At 39.5% G+C, this 21216-nt stretch carries 22 protein-coding genes; 13 read left to right on the forward strand and 9 right to left on the reverse strand.

Going from position 1 to position 21216, the window contains the following annotated elements:
* Positions 1-59: 59 nt before the first annotated feature.
* Complete coding sequence (locus tag U1E44_RS13050; protein ID WP_322931537.1) at positions 60-476, reverse strand: hypothetical protein; 417 nt, start codon at positions 474-476, stop codon at positions 60-62.
* Positions 477-593: 117 nt separating this feature from the next.
* Between U1E44_RS13050 and U1E44_RS13055 the strand changes: the two genes are divergently transcribed.
* Together U1E44_RS13055 and U1E44_RS13060 are read left to right on the forward strand one after the other, a co-directional pair.
* The gene (locus U1E44_RS13055; RefSeq protein ID WP_322931538.1) at positions 594-1049 is read left to right on the forward strand and encodes an Lrp/AsnC family transcriptional regulator; all 456 of its coding nucleotides are present in this window, start codon (positions 594-596) and stop codon (positions 1047-1049) included.
* Between the two features lie 232 nt (positions 1050-1281).
* A complete protein-coding gene (locus U1E44_RS13060; RefSeq protein ID WP_322931539.1) occupies positions 1282-2703 on the forward strand; it encodes a hypothetical protein in 1422 nt (473 codons plus the stop codon).
* On the opposite strand, the gene U1E44_RS13065 is transcribed toward U1E44_RS13060, so the two are convergent.
* Complete coding sequence (locus U1E44_RS13065; protein WP_322931540.1) at positions 2690-3424, reverse strand: DJ-1/PfpI family protein; 735 nt, start codon at positions 3422-3424, stop codon at positions 2690-2692. The genes U1E44_RS13060 and U1E44_RS13065 overlap by 14 nt on opposite strands.
* 130 nt (positions 3425-3554) lie before the next feature.
* Entirely contained in the window at positions 3555-4775 is a 1221-nt protein-coding gene (locus U1E44_RS13070; protein WP_322931541.1) for an MDR family MFS transporter, read from the reverse strand.
* 466 nt (positions 4776-5241) lie between these two features.
* Between U1E44_RS13070 and U1E44_RS13075 the strand changes: the two genes are divergently transcribed.
* Positions 5242-5886: a DUF1684 domain-containing protein gene (locus U1E44_RS13075; RefSeq protein ID WP_322931542.1), complete on the forward strand. Its 645-nt coding sequence runs from the start codon at positions 5242-5244 to the stop codon at positions 5884-5886.
* A 61-nt stretch (positions 5887-5947) separates the two neighbouring features.
* Here the strand turns inward: U1E44_RS13075 and U1E44_RS13080 are convergent, their stop codons facing one another.
* The 5 genes from U1E44_RS13080 to U1E44_RS13100 form a co-directional block, all read right to left on the reverse strand.
* On the reverse strand, positions 5948-7072 hold the full coding sequence (locus tag U1E44_RS13080; protein ID WP_322931543.1) for a porin: 1125 nt from the start codon (positions 7070-7072) through the stop codon (positions 5948-5950).
* A gap of 121 nt (positions 7073-7193) precedes the next feature.
* The gene (locus U1E44_RS13085; protein WP_322931544.1) at positions 7194-8438 is read right to left on the reverse strand and encodes an ammonium transporter; all 1245 of its coding nucleotides are present in this window, start codon (positions 8436-8438) and stop codon (positions 7194-7196) included.
* Between the two features lie 31 nt (positions 8439-8469).
* The gene (locus tag U1E44_RS13090; RefSeq protein ID WP_322931545.1) at positions 8470-8808 is read right to left on the reverse strand and encodes a P-II family nitrogen regulator; all 339 of its coding nucleotides are present in this window, start codon (positions 8806-8808) and stop codon (positions 8470-8472) included.
* Between the two features lie 290 nt (positions 8809-9098).
* The gene (gene crcB / locus U1E44_RS13095; RefSeq protein WP_322931546.1) at positions 9099-9467 is read right to left on the reverse strand and encodes a fluoride efflux transporter CrcB; all 369 of its coding nucleotides are present in this window, start codon (positions 9465-9467) and stop codon (positions 9099-9101) included.
* A gap of 303 nt (positions 9468-9770) precedes the next feature.
* Positions 9771-9959, reverse strand: a complete 189-nt coding sequence (locus U1E44_RS13100; protein WP_322931547.1) for a hypothetical protein — start codon at positions 9957-9959, stop codon at positions 9771-9773.
* A 39-nt stretch (positions 9960-9998) separates the two neighbouring features.
* Between U1E44_RS13100 and U1E44_RS13105 the strand changes: the two genes are divergently transcribed.
* Positions 9999-10385 (forward strand): nucleoside triphosphate pyrophosphohydrolase family protein, encoded by a 387-nt coding sequence (locus tag U1E44_RS13105; protein WP_322931548.1) that lies wholly within the window; start codon positions 9999-10001, stop codon positions 10383-10385.
* A 54-nt stretch (positions 10386-10439) separates the two neighbouring features.
* On the opposite strand, the gene U1E44_RS13110 is transcribed toward U1E44_RS13105, so the two are convergent.
* On the reverse strand, positions 10440-11504 hold the full coding sequence (locus tag U1E44_RS13110) for a branched-chain amino acid aminotransferase (protein ID WP_322931549.1): 1065 nt from the start codon (positions 11502-11504) through the stop codon (positions 10440-10442).
* Positions 11505-11902: 398 nt separating this feature from the next.
* Here U1E44_RS13110 and mnmC2 point away from each other — a divergent pair, with 398 nt between their 5' ends.
* The 9 genes from mnmC2 (at position 11903) to U1E44_RS13155 (ending at position 21183) form a co-directional block, all read left to right on the forward strand.
* Positions 11903-12583: a tRNA (5-methylaminomethyl-2-thiouridine)(34)-methyltransferase MnmC2 gene (gene mnmC2 / locus U1E44_RS13115; protein ID WP_322931550.1), complete on the forward strand. Its 681-nt coding sequence runs from the start codon at positions 11903-11905 to the stop codon at positions 12581-12583.
* A 368-nt stretch (positions 12584-12951) separates the two neighbouring features.
* A complete protein-coding gene (locus U1E44_RS13120) occupies positions 12952-13905 on the forward strand; it encodes a TIGR01777 family oxidoreductase (RefSeq protein WP_322931551.1) in 954 nt (317 codons plus the stop codon).
* Positions 13906-14047: 142 nt separating this feature from the next.
* A complete protein-coding gene (locus U1E44_RS13125; RefSeq protein ID WP_322931552.1) occupies positions 14048-14614 on the forward strand; it encodes a nucleotide exchange factor GrpE in 567 nt (188 codons plus the stop codon).
* 8 nt (positions 14615-14622) lie between these two features.
* The gene (dnaJ, locus tag U1E44_RS13130; RefSeq protein ID WP_322931553.1) at positions 14623-15735 is read left to right on the forward strand and encodes a molecular chaperone DnaJ; all 1113 of its coding nucleotides are present in this window, start codon (positions 14623-14625) and stop codon (positions 15733-15735) included.
* Positions 15736-15920: 185 nt separating this feature from the next.
* Positions 15921-16856: an ABC transporter ATP-binding protein gene (locus U1E44_RS13135; RefSeq protein WP_322931554.1), complete on the forward strand. Its 936-nt coding sequence runs from the start codon at positions 15921-15923 to the stop codon at positions 16854-16856.
* Positions 16849-18186, forward strand: coding sequence for an ABC transporter permease (locus tag U1E44_RS13140; RefSeq protein ID WP_322931555.1), 1338 nt, complete (start codon positions 16849-16851; stop codon positions 18184-18186). Before U1E44_RS13135 ends, U1E44_RS13140 begins: the two co-directional genes overlap by 8 nt.
* A 1-nt stretch (position 18187) precedes the next feature.
* Positions 18188-19033, forward strand: a complete 846-nt coding sequence (locus U1E44_RS13145) for a mechanosensitive ion channel family protein (protein WP_322931556.1) — start codon at positions 18188-18190, stop codon at positions 19031-19033.
* A gap of 104 nt (positions 19034-19137) precedes the next feature.
* Positions 19138-20007 carry a DUF6268 family outer membrane beta-barrel protein gene (locus U1E44_RS13150; RefSeq protein WP_322931557.1) on the forward strand — a complete coding sequence of 290 codons (870 nt, stop codon included), beginning with the start codon at positions 19138-19140 and terminating at the stop codon, positions 20005-20007.
* 12 nt (positions 20008-20019) lie between these two features.
* The gene (locus U1E44_RS13155) at positions 20020-21183 is read left to right on the forward strand and encodes a sigma-54-dependent transcriptional regulator (protein ID WP_322931558.1); all 1164 of its coding nucleotides are present in this window, start codon (positions 20020-20022) and stop codon (positions 21181-21183) included.
* Positions 21184-21216: the final 33 nt, after the last annotated feature.

A 21216-nucleotide genomic window follows, 5' to 3' on the forward strand; every position in this document is an offset into this window, starting at 1 on the left:
TGGAAGATAGTTACATGTAGAAATGGCCGCATAGGGGAATTACAATCCCAGCGAATCATTTAACCCCAAATAGGATCATCTTCATTGCTTCGAAAAGATCGACGCCAAGCCTTAAAAGACTTGCGGAAACTTTTAATTTCATTGCGCACCAAATTTAAATACTCCTTCTCTTTTACACCGTCTTTTTCTAAACCATTGCAGTAGGACAGAATATTACGAGTCATAATATAGATAAAGGAAGCGCTTTTAAGCCGCACGGAATGCGATTCACTCCACTCGGCTTGTACGATTTTCTGAGGAATCAAAATAGCATCGGTCAGTAAGGAGTCTGCAATACTATCTCTTAAACTGTTCGATTGATACAGTTTTAAGAGGTCTTTATTGTAGGTTACATAGGATACTAACTCCCGACTTATACGACACAAATCGAGTGCTTCCTTATAAATCGGAATCGTTTTTAGACTTTTATAGGGCATTTTCTTCTTTTGCAATGTTTACTATAAAATTACGTTCAAAAAAAATAAATTATCTTTATATTCGTTAGTAAAATAATGGTTTTACTTTTGATTATGAATTTTTAATGTAATATAGTTTTGGATATTAAGATTGATGATTTAAATTGGAAAATACTGAAATTCCTTCAAGAAAACGCAAGAGAATCCTTTGCCAATATTGGAAGAAAAGTGGGACTTACACCTCCGGCTGTGGCCGAGCGCGTTAAAAAAATGGAAGATTTGGGAATTATAAGCGGCTATAAGACCTTAGTGTCTCATGCCCTAACGGGATATCAACTGCGCGCCATTATAACCCTCAGAGCATTTATGGGCAAGCTAAAGCCCTTCTTAGATACGGTGGGAACTTTTGAGGAAGTGGTGCATTGTTATCGAATTACGGGAAATGAAAACATCATTATGCACGTGGTTCTCAAGGATCAGTTTCATTTAGAAAAATTTATAGACAAACTTATTCAATATGGTGAAACCCGTACGCATATTATTTTATCCGAGGTTGTGTCTAATGCGCCTATCAAAAAACGATTGCACGCATAATTTGAAGTATTTTGAGTGTAAAATCTAAAAGGCCTTTAAATTTATAGGTATTATGTAATTTTATAGCTATTTTTTGGCGAGATTTTTGATAATTTAGGTACGAGGAAACCCATAATTGCCCGACTGGTACCGGTGCGTAGGTAGTGAAATGTTGTACAATAACGCTGCCGGTTACCCCAGATTCCGGACGGTGTAGAAATGCAAATTCCATTGGTTGTAAATAGAAGTGTAGATGAAGAAATTTATATTATTTTTTTTGGTATTGGTACTGCATTTGCCGTTTCTTGTGGCGCAGACAAAAGTGTTAAAGAAGGGCACTATTCTAGACTCTTTACCGATAAGTAATGCCAATGATGAGAGCTATGCCTTGTATTTGCCCACCTATTTTGAAACTACAAAGGCATGGCCTGTTCTTTTTGCTTTTAACATGGAAGGCAAGGGAAAAATGGAACTGCGTATTTTTCAAGAAGCTGCCGAAAAACAGGGTTTTGTGCTTGCGGCATCCAATTCCCTAAGCGATACCTTGTCTCTTTCTGAAAATATATTAATTGCGAACCGAATGTTCAACGATGTTTTTGCATTGTTGCCCATACATAAGGGACGTGTGTACACAGGTGGGGTTAGAAGCGGGGCTAATTTTGCGGCCTTTGTTCCCTTATTTATCAAAGAAGTACATGGGGTTGTTTCTTGGGGCGGCACTATTAGTAATCCGGAGCTTTTAAGCTCCAAAAATCTGTATTTTTTTGTGGGACTTACAGATAAGCAGAGTTTTAAATATTCGGAAATGTTAGCTACTGAAGAACTCCTTAATCGATTAAAATTTCCGAACGCCCTCTTGGTGGCAGATGATCCTGGAGCTATAGCGCGAAAGGATTATATAGAAAGAGGCATGGTTTTTTTAACGCTTTCGGCCATGTCTAAAGGAGTCACGGACAGAGATGAAGAGTTTATAAGAAATGCCTATGAGCAAAGTGTAAACCTTATCAATTTAGCGATAGGCAACATTAAATTAATCGAAGCCGAGAAGCTTATGGAGAACACGATTAAGGTGTTCCGACCCTTAGTCGATACCGATTCTTTAAAAAAAGTGCAGCGCAACATAAAAAGGGAAAAGCTGTATAAATCTCAGAAGCGCTATGCAGATAATTTACTGTTGAAAGAATTGTTAACCAAGCAAGATCTCACTTTTGCCTTAGAAGAAGACATCATTACATATAATTATAATAATTTGGGATGGTGGAAATTTCAAATGGAGGAACTCGACACAAAGTACATCAAGAACGCAAAACTAGCCGATCAGCAACTGGGGCATCGGTTAACCGGGTTTGTCAATGCGCTTGTAGAAGATAATATCGATATACAGAAAGACGCAAAACAAATAGACGAGCAGGCTTTGGAATTTCTTTGGATGCTAAAAACGATTATTGCACCTACGGATTATGGGTATTACAAAAAGATAATTTCGAATAGTGCCAAGAATGGAGATTATGGTACAGCCCTTTTTTATGTCGAAGAGCTTTTAAAAGCAGGGTATACCAACCGCCAAGAATTATATGATCTTGAACACACGGCACTTTTGCGGATAACACCTGAATTTAACACTCTTGTGTCTAAATACCTTAAAGAAGCGCGGTACCAATCTATTGAAGAATAAGGTGTGGTACTTGGGTAAGATCCCAATCTATAACGAGTCCTTTCGCTAAGGAACGAGCTACTTCCTTACCGTAAAGATATTCGCATAAATAAAGGGCAGCTTCAAAACTTTTTGCGCCACCGGCCGAAGTTATGTATTTACCATCGTGCACAAAAAGTACGCTATCCTTCACCTTCAAATGAGGAAACATGTCTTTGTAGGTCTCAATATCACTGGGAAATGTCGTTGAAATTACATCATCTAATAATCCCGCTTTGGCCAGTACAAAGGCGCCATCGCAATGAGAGGTTACGAATAAAGCATTTTTAGCTACTTCTTGCACAAAACGAAGCATAACTTCATCTTCTAAATCGGTATCTAAGTGATGTTCCGCACTGGGTACCACCAATATATCTATTTTTGGAAGGGTGTCTTTAGTATAATCAAAATCGGGAAGGATCCGAAGCCCTTCAAAAGTGGTGATCGCTTCCGATGTATTTGCTACGGTGAAGGTGTTCATTGCTTTAATTGACTTGCGGTACTGCGTGTGTTGAAAAATATCAAAGGGAGCCGTAAACTCCGTATTAAATGTGCCATCCATAATCAGAAAACCTACATTATACCGCCCTTCTATGAGCGTGGGGTAGGCTTTTGGCGGCAAAGTGGTGGCATGGGTTTCTTTTTTAGGATTACATGCCAAAAGCACGCAAATAAACAGGAAAAGTGAAAACCATTTTTTCATTTGTTCAAATTTTGGTGTTTTGTAAAAGACAGACCCGCCTGACTGGCCGACAGGTGTCATTCGCTTTTAAAATCTCAGTTGGTATCAAGAATGCTTTTGGCTCATTTTATACAGACCGCTAATTACAACTTCATTTATCTAAGGATATGAAATGCTTTGATCTTGTGTACTTCTTTAATCGTAAAAGTAGCAAAATCCCGATTATGGTAAGCAAAAATATGACATACCACGTAACTGTATAACCAAAGTTGGCTATAGATTGCATTCCCAAATTATGAGCAAAGACATGAGAAATAGAAAAGGCAATACTATAAAGTGCCATATATTCTCCCTGTTTCCCCATTTTAGCTCTTTCCATGGCGAAGGCATTAGAGAAGGGAAAAGCAATCATTTCACCCAAAGTCATACAAAGCATTCCAATGACAAGAACTCCGCTCCACGGAAAAAGGTTTAAGACCATAAAACTTAGTCCCACCAAAAGAAACCCTATAAGAACTTGAGTTAGTATAGGGCGACCCGTAGCTTCCATATAAGTAATTAGCGGCATTTCGAAAGCAAAAATCAGGAAACCATTCATGCCTAATAGAAGTCCAATATGCCATTCTGTAAGTTGGTATGCATCCTTATAGTATAGTGGTATGGTAGAAAAATATTGTACAAAGGCAAAACCAAACAAAATCATGGCACCGATAAACAACATATAAGGGCCATCGCGATAGGCCGATTTTGGATTTTCATTTTTGGAACTATCCGTAACAATTGCCTTTTTGGGATTCAAAACAAAGAATAGCAGAAGTCCGGCTAAAATGCAGGTAGCACCATCGGTCCAGAATAGCCCGCTATAAGACATGGTACTCACTATAATGCCTCCCAAGGCAGGCCCAATAGAAAAACCCAGATTTATGGCAAGCCTTAAAAGCGTCACCGTTCGTGTTTTATTTTGTGGCTTACTATAGGCAATTAACGCAACGAAGGCGGCGGGCCTAAAGGCATCGGCAAAGACCAAGAGCACAAAAACGCCTGCACATACCTGCCAAAAATCGTGCAGGTATTGTAATAAAATAAAAAGAAAGCCACTGACCACCAAACTTATAAGCATCACCTTGTAATACCCAATTACATCTGTAAGCTTTCCCCCCACCCAAGTGCCCACCAAGGATCCTAATCCAAAAAAGGTCATAATAGTCCCCACATGAGCCAGCGTAAACCCTAAATCTTTAGTAAGATAAAGCGATAAAAAGGGAATCACCATGGCTCCGGCTCTGTTGATAAGGGTAATCAGTGCCAACCACCAGACCTCTGCCGATAGCCCCGAAAAAGAATTGATATAGCCTAAATATAATTTTTTCACTCAATTAAATTGTAAAGATATACCTGTATGTCCGGGTGTTCCTAATAAAAACACATGTAAATATCGGCTTTTATTATTACATAAATCCATGGCGTCATTCACCTAACTTCTATGAAACTTTTAGCATCGCATTTATCTGGGAAATGGGAATGGCAATAAGCGCTTCTGCATACTTATGGGAGGAGTTAGGGCATGGAAAATTGAATTTAAGATACAGTTTTAGAGTAACAATACCATGGGGTTACGTTAGTTTTCAATAAATTGTTTTTGTGAGATTAAGAAGTTCAAAGCGAATTAAAAATAAGGTTTGTTGTATTTTTGAAGGAAAATAAACACCTATGAAAGTTCAAAGGGATAATTGTAAAAAATGAACCAAACCCGCAAAAATAAAGTCTGATTAACGATCTAAATTCTTGTGCTGAGTGCGGTTGAAGCATGACCGATTAAAAAAAATAAATAGAAACATATGAAATATCGCATACTACTTCTAATCCTTCTTTGTGTAGGATGTAGGGATAAAAAAAGATTTCACGATCAAACCAATGTGGCTGCAGAATGGACAGCTACGAATGCGTTACGAGAAATTTTAGAATTTCAGAAAAAATTAAATCTGGAATTTAAAGATCCGGAAAACTCCCCCTTACCGGATCGGTATAAAAAGGATTTTGAGGGATTGGACTTTTTCCCGCCGGACACTACGTATAGGGTCTTGGCACGATTGCAAAGAACGCCCAACGCGTTACCTTTTTTTATGCCGAGTTCTACAGGTGGCCAGTCTGAGGAAACAGTGTATGGTATTGTTCATTTTGAATTGAATGGTAAAATGCATCAATTGGAAGTGTATCAAAATCAAGAACTTATGAGTAAAGAAGGATATATGGATTACCTTTTTTTACCTTTTATGGATGCAACAAATGGTGTCGAAACCTATGCGGGAGGACGGTATTTAGATCTCAGAATACCTCAAGGCGATAGCTTAGTTATCGATTTTAACAAGGCCTATAATCCGTACTGTGCCTATAATAAAAAATATTCCTGCCCCATAGTGCCGGTGGTGAATACATTAAATACAGCTGTAAAAGCTGGTGTAAAAGCGTTTTTACCTGAATAAAATTAAAAACCCGATTGTAAAAGATCGGGTTTTTAACTTCAATAAAATAACCAATTAAAAGCTAGAATGAATATACGGCCGCTAACACAAAAGAGGCCAAGCTTTTCTTGAGATTCAAATCGCTATTTAAGAAAGCCTCATCAGAGGCACTATCTAGTCGCAACTCGGGAATAATAGTTAAATCTCCTATTTTGGCGTTTGCTGTAAGGGTAAGGGCAAAGACGTTGGAGTCTTCCAAACCTGTGCCAATAGCACCAAAATCGCCCGATTCTTCAAAATATTCACCCCGCAAACCAAGGGCAAACGTATCTGTAATACTGTATTGTGGATAAAGGGCTACCCCGTAAAAACCTAGGTCGTCGGTATCTTGATAGGTTGCATTGATGCCCAGAAAGAACGAATCGGAAAGGTCGAAACCACCGGTATAATCTATTTGGAATAAGGATTTGGTGTCTCCATCTTGAAGACTACCACCCACAAGAACCTCGTCAAAACCTTGTTTGCCCACAATAAGATTTAAAAACTGTCCGGAATACCCTAGTTGTGCACCAAAGGAAAGTTCGCCAAAAGGGTTTATGTCCGTAAAATCGGTTGGGTTTAGCACGGCCACCATGGCAGACCAGTCATTGCCCAAATCAAAATCGGCCTTTATACCAGCATGAGAAAAGGGACCCCAGGAAAACATATAGGAGGTGCTGTAATTAAAATTAGCCGCAGGGGAGATCACTTCGTACCCTAAAAAGGTATTGAAGTTACCAAAAGTTAAGCGGGTACTTTCGCTCACTTGCCAGTACACATATAATTGGTTTACAATGTTTGGAGAGCCAAATGGGGAACCAAACACTGCATCTTCGCCACGGGGCCCAAAAACTAAATCGGCCACAAATCCTACTTTTTCACCTTCATAGCTGGCAATGAGGTTTACCATGCCGAGCGCAAATCCGGGGTCATTGGCAAAGGAGGTACCCGGTGCGGTGGGGCTCGCTACAATATCGCCGTTTTCATCGGGGATAAATTTGTTGAGTCCGTTAAAATTGCTTCGGTAGTAGGCATCTACTGTGCCGCTAAAGGAAAATGCAGGTTTGGTATCTTCCTCTTCTTCTTGGGCAAACACACCCATAGAAATAAGCGCAATGGCTAAAAAAAGTATTTTTTTTCCGTAATTTGTATTGGTAATCGCTTTCATATATTCAAAATTTAGAGTTCCTAGTTCCTAGGATATTATTAATTTTTGAGATGTATCGTATATTGAAAAGGTTACTAACGGAGCGTTCTGCAAAACGCTCCGTATCTTTTTATACTAAATATTAATGTTGATTCATTCTAAAATCGGAGTAGGCGTCCATACCGTGCTCATGAAGATCTAAGCCTTCTATTTCCTCCTCTTTAGATACCCGGATTCCTATGGTTTTCTTGAGGGTGTAGATGATAGCGAAAGCGGTTATGGAGCAGAAAGTGGCCGTTGCGCCAACACCGGCAAGTTGAAAAAGGAATTGCTCGCCACCCGCTTTAGCACCAAAAATGCCTACAGCTAGGGTACCCCAAATGCCGCAAATAAGGTGAACCGCAACAGCTCCTACAGGGTCGTCTAATTTTAATTTGTCTATGAGTGCCACGCCCAAAACCACAATAGCACCGGCCAATAGTCCTATGACAATACTTTCAAAAGGCGACATTAAATCGGCTCCTGCGGTGATGCCTACCAAACCACCAAGAATACCGTTTAAGAACATGGTAAGATCAAAATTCTTGTACAGTACACTAGACAGAATAAAAGCACCAATTCCTCCGGCGGCGGCGGCCAAAGATGTGGTTACAAGCACAAGTGAGGTGCCAGCCGGATCAGCGGATAACACCGAACCTCCGTTAAACCCAAACCAGCCTAACCAAAGAATTAAAACTCCGGCTGCGGCCATAGGTATGTTATGACCCGGAATAGCATTGGTGGTGCCATTAAATTTGCCAATCCTAGGGCCTAGGAGGTAAATAGCGATAATGGCTGCCCATCCGCCCACCGAATGCACCAAGGTAGAACCCGCAAAATCATAGAATCCGCTATCCTCTCCCCCAAGGGTAGATAGGAAGCCTCCGCCCCATTGCCAAGAACCTACAATAGGGTAAACTAATCCTACATAAACCATGGTAAATATCATAAAGGCTCCTAATTTAATGCGCTCTGCCACCGCTCCGGAAACAATGGTTGCTGCTGTGGCGGCAAACATCGCTTGAAACAAGAAGTCCGTCCAGTAGGTGTACCCTTCATTATAAGTTAAATCTAAAGCGCCTTCGGCATCTAAAGGAGCCTCCAGGCCAAATCCTGCAAACCCTAGAAATCCGTTAAAATCTCCGGGATACATTAAATTGAAACCTCCAACATAATAGAGGAGCACCCCAATACAAATGATAAAAACATTTTTAAATAAAATATTGATGGTATTTTTTTGCCGAGTTAGACCGATCTCTAAAAAGGAAAAGCCTAAATGCATGAAGAATACGAGAGCCGTACATACCATCATCCATAAATTGTTTGCTGTAAATAATCCTGCGTCCATAATGTAGTTTTTTGTGCGTTACTTATTTTTTTTAGTTGATACCTGCAATTCCGTTTTCTTTGGTTCGTATACGATACGCATCGATCATTTCAGAGATGAATACCTTGCCATCTCCCACATTGCCGGTATTGGCAGCATCTAAAATGGTGTTCACCGTACGCTCCAAAAAGTCATCGGATACAACGATTACAAGATATCTTCGTTGGATATCGGTAGTGCTGTAGGAAATGCCCCGGTATACATGACCTTCTTTTTCATTACCTACGCCGGTAACATCCCAGTAACTAAAAAAATTAACTTCAATTCGATGAAGTGCTTTTTTAACTTCATCAAACTTTGATTTTCTAATGATTGCCTCGATTTTTTTCATAATTGTTTTGATTTATGGCTGTAAATGTATGTTTTAAAATTAATTACCCCATAAAAAATAGGGGTATAAGGTTAATTTTTATGTTTATAGTAAAATATACCATATAAATTTAAGGGTATAGCTAATAATTATTTTTAATATTGAAAATGTGATGATTTATTTAGAGGCATTTTACAATTCAATTGAATTTTTAGCATAGAAATGCCCCAGTACATCGAGTATTGTTAAAAAATAAGATATAAAGATTTAATTTGTGTAGTTTTTTTAAAAAAGGATGGAATTTGCTCTAATTATAACAATTTAGAAAACCACAGGCCTAAACCAACAGCTAAAATTCCAAGTATGATACTGCCAAGGGTGTAGAATATGGCGATTTGAAGATCCCCGGATTTGGAGAACAGATAATTCTCTAAAGCAAAAGCGGAAAAGGTGGTAAAACCACCACAAAATCCGGTAGCAAAAAGAACGTAGTGTGTTTCAGAAAGGATACGGTTTTGAAAAAGACCAAATAACAGCCCCAAAAGTAGGCAACCGAGAAGATTCACCAAGAGCGTTCCTAAGGGATAGGGTGTGTATAATACGTTTAGCGCCTTTCCTATACTATAACGTAGGGCACTCCCTAAACCACCACCTAAAAAAATAAGTAAAACTAATTTCATACCCTAAAGGTATAAAACTACACCGCTTTTTCGTATTTCGGCAGCACAATATCCATAGGATGCATTTTTTCCGCCAACGGTTGCTGCTTTATTCTTCGATTTTCTTTAGGGGTTCGGTTAACGCTAAATAGTAATAATGCGATGTTAAGGCAGATTAATGTGAAGAGTATGCCAAAAAAAGTTACCATTTATCCCGAAAATTTAGTTGTATAACGCAAAAGTACGTCTTTTCTTATCTTATACGTTAGAAAAATGCCTTTTGTTGTACGCCATTCAATTTTTGCGAGGTGTATGGTTATTTTGTTAATTTTTAAGAAAATGTTTAATTAAAAACAAAATACCTATAAAAGTTGCAAAGCCGACAATAATCCATTGATAGCCTTTGTAATTTTTATGGTGCAATTTTTTGTCTTTTTTATAGGTGTAGCTAAGTGCCGCAATAAAAACGACCACAAAAAGTCCGGCAAATAGTAATTGTCCGTTAGAGAACATATCTTTATTTTTGCCCAAAGCTAGCGTAAAAAAAGAATAATGAAAAGTAAACTTAGAGCCGTGGCGCAGTTTCACACCTCTTTTGGTTTGGGGGTTTCCGAAAAACCAAAGGCAGATCTTGGGGTGCAAAAGAATTTGCTTCGTTTTAACTTAATGGATGAAGAAAATAGGGAGTATTTGGAGGCAGCCAATAAAAATGACTTATTGGAAGTGGCCGATGCCTTGGGAGATATGCTCTATATTTTGTGCGGTACCATACTAGAACACGGTATGCAACATAAAATTACGGAGGTGTTCGAGGAAATTCAACGTAGTAATATGAGTAAATTGGATGCTGACGGCAAACCTATTTATCGCGAAGATGGCAAGGTGCTTAAAGGCCCCAACTATTTTAAACCCAATATTAAACAAATATTGGATAACTAAAAATCACCTTTTTCTAGGTGATTTTTATACGATTTATAGGTAAGTGCGAACCGTTTATACGGAATAGCGCCAAGCAAACGGATCTTCGCATCGGTTGTTTTGAATATCCGTAATGCGTTTTTTAAATTGCGCTGCGTAACTTTCAGTTAGCTCCGGAAGATGGTAATCGGTTTGTTGATATCCAAACGTGGCAATAGGTGAAACAACCGCAGCGGTACCAGCTCCGAACATTTCTTTTAATGCGCCTCTTTTCGCTGCTTCAACAATTTCTTTCACTTTTATAGGACGCACCTCTGTGGGTATTCCTTGGTCTTTGGCAAGTTCCAAAATACTTTTTCGAGTAATGCCATCTAAGATACGATCACTCGTTGGTGCCGTAATCAAGGTGTCATCAATGCGAATAAAAATATTCATAGCGCCTGCTTCTTCAATGAATTCGTGTGTGGTGTCATCGGTCCATATCACTTGATTATACCCTTTTTGTACCGCAAGTTGGGTAGGGTAGAATTGGCCGGCATAATTGCCGCCTGCTTTAGCAAACCCTACGCCGCCATTGGCCGAACGGGAATAGGTTTCTTCGATAAGGACTTTTACTTTGCCCGAAAAATAGGCTCCAGAAGGGGCACATGCTATTATGAATTTATACGCATCTGCCGGGGAAGCATGAAACCCTATACCAGAAGCAAACATATAAGGGCGTATGTATAAAGAACTTCCATGTGCTTTCGGAATCCAATTCCGATCCAAACGCAATAAAGCCTTTAGTCCTTCCATAAAATAATCTTCCGGAATTTCAGGCATGGCCATTCGTTTGGCAGAGATGTTGAATCGCTTGTGGTTATCTAACGGTCTGAAAAGCCAAATTTGATCTTCCGAATCCTTATAGGCCTTCATTCCTTCAAAAATGGACTGACCATAATGAAAAATTTTTGCCGCAGGATCTAAGCTTATGGGCTGATAGGGTATAATCTTGGGGGTTTCCCATCCGCCTTGCGCAAAATCACAGACCAGCATGTGATCTGCAAAAACATTTCCAAAGGATAAATTTTCAAAATCGACCTCGTTTAGTTTGGACGATTTTATTTTTTCAATTCGTATATTATCTACTGTTGCAGCCATACCAAATAATTTGAAGCAGTAAAATTAAGGAATATTAGGTTTCCGGTTTCTTTTTTTTGTTTAATATTAATCCGTTTTGTGGCAATAGATAGAGTGATACGAAATAAACGCCTCAATGGTTACTCTGATGCTCGCCGGATTGGTATACGGTGCGTTTAGAAAAAGAACACAAAAGCTAAGGTATAGTGCGTTTTAACGATTTAGGGTTTTTATGTCCCAAAATGTGTTGGATAAAGAGGTTGTGGTACCTGAGATAGGCGTTATGCCAACTCGTATTGTGGCGCAGCGAGGGGCACTGCGCTAGACCTTGAAAGTGTGTAACAAGAAATGTGATAGATAAACCACTACCGCTGAAGCTTAGGTTTTTAAAGCTAATAGCCCTATAATCCTGAAATAATATGGAACGGAAAATTATTGAAACTTCGGATGGTTCTAAAACCATCTACCTTGTCGATTGGGACGAACATTACCATTCTAAGCATGGTGCCATTCAGGAGGCTTATCATGTTTTTATTCATGCAGGGCTAACTCTTTTCTCTCATCGGGATATTGCCATACTTGAAATGGGATTCGGAACGGGTCTTAATGCATTCATTACTTTAGAAGAGGCTCAAAAGCTACATCTAAAAATAGCCTATACCGGTGTAGAGCTATATCCGATATCCCAAACGGAACTACAACAGCTAAATTACCTGCAACAATTAAACAAGCAGTCCTTAGCACCTCTTTTTTGGTCTATGCACCAGAATCCATGGAATGATGTAATACCTCTTACCGAAAATTTTAGTCTAAAAAAGGTACAAATGGATTTTTTAGAAGTTGCAGATCACAACAAGTACCATCTTATATATTTTGATGCTTTTGGGGCTCGAGTACAGCCCGAATTATGGACAGAACACCTATTTCTAAAAATGTACAATGCCCTAAAATACAACGGTATTTTGGTTACCTATGCCGCTAAGGGCAGTGTTAGAAGGGCTTTGCAGTCCGTTGGTTTTGCGGTAGAGCGCTTACCCGGACCTCCCGGAAAACGAGAAATGCTTCGTGCAAGAAAGGTAAATACGCCAGTCGTGGCCTAAAATAATCACGCTTGCGGCACCGTTTTTGGGTAGGTCATTAACACTGTACTGTTAAACCTAAATTAAACATCTTCAGAAGACCATTTAAAAAAGATATCTTTATAAAGAATATAGGATGAAAGGAGCCTAAATAAATTTCATCAGTATATATCCGTAGAGATGGGTATGTTTTTCAGGCGAATTCGTGAATGTGCAGTTCCGAGGCTTCGGGATTCGTTTCTTTATTATGAGCAAACTATAAAATTTTAAATTGATGAAACGAGCCATGCTAAAAAGTATAGCACACAGGAGAATGATTATTGGTGAGTTACATTCTTGTGCTGCGCGCAGTAGAAGCACTACCGATTTAAAAAAATAACTATAAACACATGAAAATTTTAATAACAGGTGCAACTGGGTTGGTGGGCAAGGCAATTGTGGAGTTGTGCCTTAAAAAGGATATTCATATTCACTATCTTACGACCCGTCGTCACAAGATAAAATCCTCTGAAAATTATAAAGGTTTTTATTGGAATCCTGCCAAGAAAGAAATCGATGCGGGTTGTTTTGACGGAGTACAGGCCATCATAAATTTGGCAGGTGCCAGTATTGCAAAACGATGGACGGCCGCTCATAAAAGGGCTATACTTCAGAGCAGATTAGACAGTATTAATACGCTTTATGAAGGTCTTCAAAGTGTTCAAAGTCATTCCGTTGTGTCTTTTGTTTCCGCATCTGGGGTAGGTATTTATCCCAATTCGTTATCCAATTATTACACAGAGGAAGAAACAGCCGTGGACAAGGGCTTTCTTGGCGAAGTGGTTGTGGCTTGGGAATCGGCGGCAGATGTATTTACATCGTTACATATAAACGTGGCTAAAATACGCATAGGTCTGGTGCTTTCCCTTTACGGAGGAGCGCTAACAGAAATGCACAAAACAATTAAAAATTATGTGGGTGCCGCTTTTGGTACGGGAGAGCAATGGCAGTCTTGGATCCATATAGATGATTTGGCGCAGCTATTTTTGTTTGTTGTTCGCAACGAATTGGAGGGCGTTTATAATGGGGTAGGCCCTAATCCGGTAACAAATTTGAAGCTGACTAAGGAAATAGCCAAAGTGCAAAATAAGCCTTTACTGTTGCCCAACATTCCCGAATTTGCCATGACGACATTGTTGGGAGAAATGGCCACACTTTTATTCTCTAGCCAACGTGTAAGTTCTAAAAAAATTGAAGAAGAAGGGTTTACGTTTTCCTATCAAAATATAGGTGTTGCCCTAGAGCATTTGTATGCCGATAAAAAAAAAGGAGTCCAAACAAATAAGCAGCCTGAGATACTTTAGGTATAAGGTAAAACGACCTCTGTTCCATGTATAAATCCGCTTGAAGCGGATTTTTTTTATAAAGTTGAATGACATTTTGACATTTATAAAGAATTGGCAGTACTTTTGCCCCTTCAAATCGATTATTTAAAGTACGTAACGCATGAGTAAAACTGATAATACCGAAGAATGGGATGATGTAGTATCCGAATCTGAAGCACAAAATGAAACAGAAGAGGAAATAATCCCTGAAGCAGCCGAAAATAAGGTCGAAGATCTGGATGAGGTGGCCTCACTTAAGGAAGAAGTCGCAAAGGAAAAAGATAAATTTTTACGCCTTTTTGCCGAGTTTGAGAATTATAAAAAGCGCACTACCAAAGAACGCATAGACCTTTTTAGAACTGCCGGGCAAGAAGTTATTGCTTCCTTGTTGCCGGTGTTAGATGATTTTGACCGCGCCCTAAAGGAATTGTCTAAATCCGAGGATAAAAATTTGTTTACCGGAATAGAACTTATCAGTAACAAATTAAATGAAACCTTAAAAAATAAAGGGCTCAAAGAAGTAGCGGCAAATCCCGGTGACGCTTTTAATGCCGATATGCATGAGGCCATTACCCAAATTCCTGCACCGAATAAAAAAATGAAGGGAAAAATAATCGATGTAGTAGAAAAAGGATTTATGCTAGGGGACAAAATTATACGGCACCCTAAAGTTGTTGTAGGAAATTAAAAGCGCAGATGAAACAAGATTATTACGAAATATTAGGTATCCAAAAAGGTGCCTCGGCGGCAGAGATAAAAAAAGCATATCGTAAAAAGGCCATAGAATATCACCCAGATAAAAATCCGGGCGATGCCAAGGCAGAAGAAATGTTCAAAAAGGCTGCAGAGGCTTATGAAGTGCTTAGCGATCCCAATAAAAAGGCACGGTACGATCAATACGGACATGCCGCTTTTGAAGGTGGTGGTTTTGGCGGCGGAGGCATGAATATGGATGATATCTTTAGCCAATTTGGAGATATTTTTGGCGGTGGTTTCAGCGGTTTTAGTGGTTTCGGTGGTTTCAGCGGTGGCGGACAACGAAGAGTTAAAGGGAGTAATTTACGTATTCGAGTGAAACTGAACCTTGAAGAAGTGGCTAATGGAGTAGAGAAAAAGGTAAAAGTAAGAAGGAAGGTATTGGCTAAAGGAGTCACATACAAAACCTGTACCACCTGCAATGGCATGGGACAGGTTACAAAAATCACCAATACCATATTGGGAAGAATGCAAACGGCAACGGCTTGTGGAGTATGTTCGGGCAGTGGACAACTTATAGATCATAGGCCGGTGGGAGCGGATGCTCAAGGTCTAGTAATTGAAGAAGAAACGGTCTCCATCAAAATACCGGGCGGGGTTGAAAATGATATGCAATTAAAAGTACCCGGTAAAGGGAATGATGCTCCGGGGAATGGAGTTCCGGGAGATTTAATAGTGGCAATTGAAACGGAAGAGCACCAGACCCTAAAGCGCGAAGGCGATAATTTACATTACGATCTTTATATTAGTATTTCCGAAGCCGTATTAGGAACCTCTCGTGAAATTGAAGCTGTAACGGGCAAAGTAAGGATAAAATTAGAACCGGGTTTGCAATCCGGGAAGATATTGCGCCTACGCGGCAAAGGTATTTCCAGCCTTAACGGATATGGTGCTGGCGATTTGTTAGTACATGTTAATGTCTGGACGCCTAAAGAATTAAATAAAGAGCAAAGGGAGTTTTTTGAAAGAATGCAAACTCATGATAATTTTGTGCCGAAACCTGAGAAATCCGATAAATCGTTCTTTGAAAAGGTAAAAGATATGTTCTCTTAGAAACTTTACTTTGATTTTTAAATAAAAAACGTATATTTGAACTAATGTTGGGAAACCAATATTAATTTTCTTTTTCATAGCAATTTTTTTCCCATCCTTAATTCGTTAAGGGTGGGTTTTGTTTTTTGGTAAATGGGTCATGTCTTTTTTGATGGCAATTCTATATCTTTGACAAAATTGCGTGCATGAACACTATCTTGGTTGCTGACGGAGTGTCTAAATTTTACGGCGCTCATAAAGCACTTCAAAACGTATCGCTAGAAATTCCTAAAAACAGTATTTACGGCCTCCTCGGCCCAAACGGAGCAGGAAAAACAACCTTAATCAGAATTATTAACCAGATTACCTATCCGGATCAGGGCAAATTGTTTTTTGAAGGAGAGCCCCTCTTGCCCAAGCATATTTCAGTAATAGGATATTTGCCGGAAGAAAGAGGACTGTATAAAAGCATGAAAGTAGGGGAGCAGGTGCTGTATTTGGCACAATTAAAAGGCCTTAGCAAGTCGGAGGCCAAACGCCGTCTTACATACTGGTTTGAACGGCTAGAAATAGGCGACTGGTGGCACAAAAAAATACAGGAACTGTCCAAGGGCATGGCTCAAAAGATACAGTTTATTGTTACCGTATTGCATGAGCCGAAACTCCTTATTTTTGATGAACCCTTTAGTGGTTTCGATCCTATTAACGCCAATATCATTAAGGATGAAATACTTCAACTTAAAGCGCAAGGTACATCTATCATTTTTTCAACTCATAGAATGGAGTCTGTAGAAGAACTTTGCGAATATATTGCGTTGATACATCAATCTGAAAAAATATTAGACGGCAAACTTTCCGATATTAAGAAGGCGTATAAAGACAATCTTTTTGATGTGGGCATGGAATGGAAAAACGGGGCGGTAACCCTGGAAGAACTCCGCACTAAATTCGATATCTCCAACGTGCAGGGCGCACATGGGGAAAAGCAGGTAGATTTTACCGTCAAATTAGCATCAAACGACACCGGACCGGCATTAGCCTATTTGTCGACCAAAGCCAATATTACGCACTTTAAGGAAAGAATCCCAACCGTAAATGAGATATTCATCCAAACGGTGCAAAGCAAAACCAAGCATGAGTAAACTAGCGCTAATTATTAAACGCGAATACTTCGCCAAAGTACGCAATAAATCATTTGTAATCATGACCTTCTTAAGTCCAATTCTTATGGTGGGTATGGTGGTACTTATTGCCTTTTTAACGAAAGTAAATGACGGCGAAAAGCGTATTATTGCCGTACTTAATGATAGCGATTATTTTACCAATGAATTTTTAACAACAGATCATACTTCATTTGTACACTTCCGTAAAATTGACTTGGAAAGTGCAAAAGATTCAACGCTTTCTTTGGGTTATTACGGACTGTTGTATATTCCAAACAAAGAAGATTTGGAACAGGTGGCGCAACACTCCTTTTTTTATACCAAAGAGGCACCCAGTACCATGACGCTAGACAAATTAGAAGCCGTATTTCAAACCAGATTACGCCAACGTCGCCTCCAAGATTTGGGCGTAACTGCTCAAGATTTTGCAAAAGTAGATCATTCTTTTGCCATAAATTTAGCGACCTTTTCGGGCCAGCAAAACATAAAAGGGATTAATGAAATTAAAGCTTTTATTGGGGGTGGATTCGGATATTTAATTATGATGTTTATTATCATCTATGGCGGTTTTGTAATGCGCAGCGTCATCGAAGAAAAAACAAGCCGTATTATAGAGGTTATTATTTCTTCTGTAAAACCGTTCCAACTGATGTTGGGCAAAATAATAGGAACCTCTTTGGCAGGACTAACTCAATTTGCCATTTGGATAGTGTCTGCTAGCTTGCTGCTCACTGTGGTGGTTTTTCTTTTTGACTTAGATCCTTCGGCATTTACGCAAAACCCCGCCATCCCCGGAGGCGCTATGGGGACGCTGTCTCCTATGCCCTCGGGCAATGAGACTTTGCAATTGTATGCGCAAGAACTATTTCAGATACCGTGGGGCACACTGATAAGTTTTTTTATAATCTATTTTATCTTGGGATATTTAATCTATAGTTCTATTTATGCGGCTATCGGTGCAGCTGTGGACAATGAAACAGACACCCAACAATTCATCTTCCCTATCATACTGCCATTAATGCTTGCCATTTATGTGGGATTCTTTTCTGTATTCGGAAATCCGCATGGTTCTATCGCCGTTGGTTTTTCCCTATTTCCACTTACCTCCCCCATTGTGATGTTAATGAGACTCCCCGGTGGTATTGGCGAAGGAGGGGTACCTGTTTGGCAAATTGCAACATCTCTTGCCTTGTTGGTACTTACGTTTATAGGTATTGTGTGGTTAGCGGCCAAAATTTACAGCGTCGGAATTTTAATGTACGGGAAAAAACCAAGTTACAAGGAATTGGTTAAATGGTTAAAATATTGATATGGAAGAATTTAAAAACATCCTAAATGGCCTTGGTGAGATTTTGTCCTATAAAATATATCAAAGTGAAGCGATATACATATCAATAACCACGCTTATTGCCCTAATAGTATCATTGGTGGTGATAACCTTTTTGCTCAAGGTAGTACGCAAACTGGTTACTTCAAAACTGCCTGATGACGACAAAAATAAGTTCGTAAGTATTTTCGGTTTTCTTAAATATCTGCTGTATCTCATTGTAGTAGCCGTGGTATTGCATACTTCCGGAATAAATTTAACGGTATTCTTAACGGCTTCTGCCGCTCTTTTTGTGGGTCTCGGCTTTGCCTTACAATATTTGTTTCAGGATATTATTTCGGGAATACTTATTATTCTAGATCAGTCGCTTCATGTGGGCGATGTTATTGAAGTTGAAAATAAAATAGGGCGTGTTTTTGAGATTCGACTGAGAACGACCCGAGCTATTACCCGAGATGATAAGGTACTTGTAATTCCCAATCATATATTTTTAACAGACAGTATTTTTAATTATACGCAAAATCATAGAACTACTAGAGAATCGGTAAAGGTGGGTGTGGCCTATGGTAGCAACGTACAGCTCGTTACAAAGATTTTGGAGGAAGTGGCTCTAAGCCAAAAAGGCGCCTTAAAAAATCCTAAACCGTTTGTGCTTTTTGATGATTTCGGAGATTCTGCACTGCTGTTTTCAGTTCATTTCCATATTACAGATAGTTTTTTAGATCCCAGAATAAAAAGTGAAATGCGCTATAAAATTGATGCAAAATTCCGTGAAAATAACATCGCCATCCCCTTTCCGCAACGAGATGTACATCTGTACAGCAAATAAACTTATGTTAAAGTTAGGGCGAAAATCCGTGGAAGCGGTTTCTAGGAATTACTTTAACGGGTTTTTGTTACAGGGTAGTTTTTTAAGTGCTAAAGAATACGAATTTGAAGAGAGGCATAGCTGTATTAATCCTTAGTGTGTTTGCCCTAGTGTCATGCTTTGGTCAAAGTCCGGATATTTTTAGGATAGAGTATATGACTATGCCGCGAAATGCAAGTGATGTGGGGATTACCCGGGTTAAAGTGCTGGGCAACCTTCCGCTTAAAGGCAAGTCCGAACATTTTTTTGTGGTGGGGTTTGATTATAGTGGTATTTCGTATGATATAGGCAGAGAAGTGCCATTTGATGACCGTGCGTTGGATGCGTTGCACATCATAGATATCAATGTGGCATATGTGTACAAATGGAATGCCGATTGGCGGTTTATAGGGGTAATAACACCCCGTATGGCGTCCGATTTTAGCGTGGGATGGCGTAACGATAATCTCAATTTAAACATGACCTTTGGTGCGTTTAAGGATAAAAAGGATGTGGATAAGCCCTATAAGTTCGTCATAGGCCTAGCCTTTAATTCGGCGGCTATTGTCCGAATTCCGTTACCAGTTATCTTTTATGAGAAGGAATTTCATCCCAATTGGACGTATACGGTGGGAGTGCCAAAGACCGGTTTGAAACATATCCTGAAAAAAAAGCATTGGCTGCAAGCTGAAGCCATACTCGATGGGCATTTTGTGAATATTCAGAACAACATCGCCATACCCGGCGCTAACAGTGCATCCGCAGCCTCATCTATAACCATATTGGCCAATTTAGGGTATCAGTATAAGTTTAACAAAGATTTTTCGGTGTATAGCTTTTTTGGACGTACATTATGGCAAGACGGTACCTTGCGAGATAGTAATAGGTCCGGCGTTTTTGCGTTGAATAAAGAACCGAGTTTTTATTTTAGAACCGGTTTTAGAATAGGAATATAAAAAGGATTACGTATGTCAAAGATTTTGGTTATTGAAGATGAAGCTGCTATCCGCCGGGTGTTAGTGAAAATTCTATCGGAAGAGAATGAATCCTATAACGTAGAAGAAGCAGAGGATGGTGTTAAGGGCTTAGAGGCAATTAAAAAGGACGATTTTGATTTGGTGCTGTGCGATATTAAAATGCCTAAAACGGATGGGGTAGAGGTGCTGGTGGCTGCAAAAAAAATAAAGCCGGAGATACCCTTTATTATGATTTCCGGTCATGGCGATTTAGAGACGGCCGTGCAGACTATGCGGTTGGGCGCTTTCGACTATATTTCAAAACCGCCCGATCTAAATCGACTCCTTACTACGGTGCGAAATGCCCTAGATCGGAACGATTTAGTCATTCAAAATAAAAACCTGAAGAAAAAGGTGAGTAAGAACTATGAAATGATCGGCACAAGTCCCGAAATTAGTACTATTAAGGATATTATTGAAAAAGTGGCTCCTACAGATGCGCGTGTACTTATTACCGGGTCTAATGGTACCGGTAAAGAATTAGTTGCGCATTGGATTCATGAAAAGAGTGAGCGTAATAATGGTCCTTTTATTGAAGTAAATTGTGCTGCCATTCCTTCCGAACTTATAGAAAGTGAACTGTTTGGTCATGTTAAAGGTGCATTTACCTCGGCAGTGAAAGATAGGGCCGGTAAGTTTGAGGCCGCCAATGACGGCACTATTTTTTTGGATGAAATTGGCGATATGAGTCTTTCTGCCCAAGCCAAAGTGCTTCGGGTGCTGCAAGAAAATAAAATCTCTAGAGTAGGAACCGATAAGGATATAAAAGTGGATGTCCGGATTGTAGCAGCTACAAATAAAGATTTAAAAAAGGAAATAGAGGCAGGTTGTTTTCGCGAAGATCTGTACCATCGTTTGGCAGTTATTCTTATAAAAGTACCTGCACTAAACGAAAGAAGGGACGACATCCCCTTGCTCATTTCTCATTTTGCTCAGAAAATTGCCCACGAACAGGGTAGTGCACCTAAATCTTTTTCGGATGCCGCTATTTCGCTGTTGAAAAGTTACGATTGGACCGGCAACATTAGGGAATTGCGTAATGTGGTAGAGCGGCTTATAATTTTGGGAGGTATGGAAGTTACGGAAGATGACGTTCGGTTGTTTGCAAGTAAATGAATTCTTTATGTCTCCTAATTGTTAGGGTAAGAA

The organism is Aurantibrevibacter litoralis (genome assembly GCF_034651555.1).
GTDB classification, from domain to species: Bacteria; Bacteroidota; Bacteroidia; order Flavobacteriales; family Flavobacteriaceae; genus Aurantibrevibacter; species Aurantibrevibacter litoralis.

Bases quoted from the DNA above. Each gene is read 5' to 3' on its own strand.
- mnmC2 (WP_322931550.1), top strand. From the start codon at position 11,903: ATGGAACGGAAAATTATTGAAACTTCGGATGGTTCTAAAACCATCTAC.
- U1E44_RS13060 (WP_322931539.1), top strand. From the start codon at position 1,282: ATGAAGAAATTTATATTATTTTTTTTGGTATTGGTACTGCATTTGCCG.
- U1E44_RS13090 (WP_322931545.1), bottom strand. From the start codon at position 8,808: ATGAAAAAAATCGAGGCAATCATTAGAAAATCAAAGTTTGATGAAGTT.
- U1E44_RS13135 (WP_322931554.1), top strand. From the start codon at position 15,921: ATGAACACTATCTTGGTTGCTGACGGAGTGTCTAAATTTTACGGCGCT.
- U1E44_RS13140 (WP_322931555.1), top strand. From the start codon at position 16,849: ATGAGTAAACTAGCGCTAATTATTAAACGCGAATACTTCGCCAAAGTA.
- U1E44_RS13085 (WP_322931544.1), bottom strand. From the start codon at position 8,438: ATGGACGCAGGATTATTTACAGCAAACAATTTATGGATGATGGTATGT.
- U1E44_RS13075 (WP_322931542.1), top strand. From the start codon at position 5,242: ATGAAATATCGCATACTACTTCTAATCCTTCTTTGTGTAGGATGTAGG.
- U1E44_RS13125 (WP_322931552.1), top strand. From the start codon at position 14,048: ATGAGTAAAACTGATAATACCGAAGAATGGGATGATGTAGTATCCGAA.
- U1E44_RS13050 (WP_322931537.1), bottom strand. From the start codon at position 476: ATGCCCTATAAAAGTCTAAAAACGATTCCGATTTATAAGGAAGCACTC.
- U1E44_RS13120 (WP_322931551.1), top strand. From the start codon at position 12,952: ATGAAAATTTTAATAACAGGTGCAACTGGGTTGGTGGGCAAGGCAATT.
- U1E44_RS13105 (WP_322931548.1), top strand. From the start codon at position 9,999: ATGAAAAGTAAACTTAGAGCCGTGGCGCAGTTTCACACCTCTTTTGGT.
- crcB (WP_322931546.1), bottom strand. From the start codon at position 9,467: ATGAAATTAGTTTTACTTATTTTTTTAGGTGGTGGTTTAGGGAGTGCC.
- U1E44_RS13080 (WP_322931543.1), bottom strand. From the start codon at position 7,072: ATGAAAGCGATTACCAATACAAATTACGGAAAAAAAATACTTTTTTTA.
- U1E44_RS13155 (WP_322931558.1), top strand. From the start codon at position 20,020: ATGTCAAAGATTTTGGTTATTGAAGATGAAGCTGCTATCCGCCGGGTG.
- U1E44_RS13145 (WP_322931556.1), top strand. From the start codon at position 18,188: ATGGAAGAATTTAAAAACATCCTAAATGGCCTTGGTGAGATTTTGTCC.
- U1E44_RS13110 (WP_322931549.1), bottom strand. From the start codon at position 11,504: ATGGCTGCAACAGTAGATAATATACGAATTGAAAAAATAAAATCGTCC.
- dnaJ (WP_322931553.1), top strand. From the start codon at position 14,623: ATGAAACAAGATTATTACGAAATATTAGGTATCCAAAAAGGTGCCTCG.
- U1E44_RS13100 (WP_322931547.1), bottom strand. From the start codon at position 9,959: ATGTTCTCTAACGGACAATTACTATTTGCCGGACTTTTTGTGGTCGTT.
- U1E44_RS13065 (WP_322931540.1), bottom strand. From the start codon at position 3,424: ATGAAAAAATGGTTTTCACTTTTCCTGTTTATTTGCGTGCTTTTGGCA.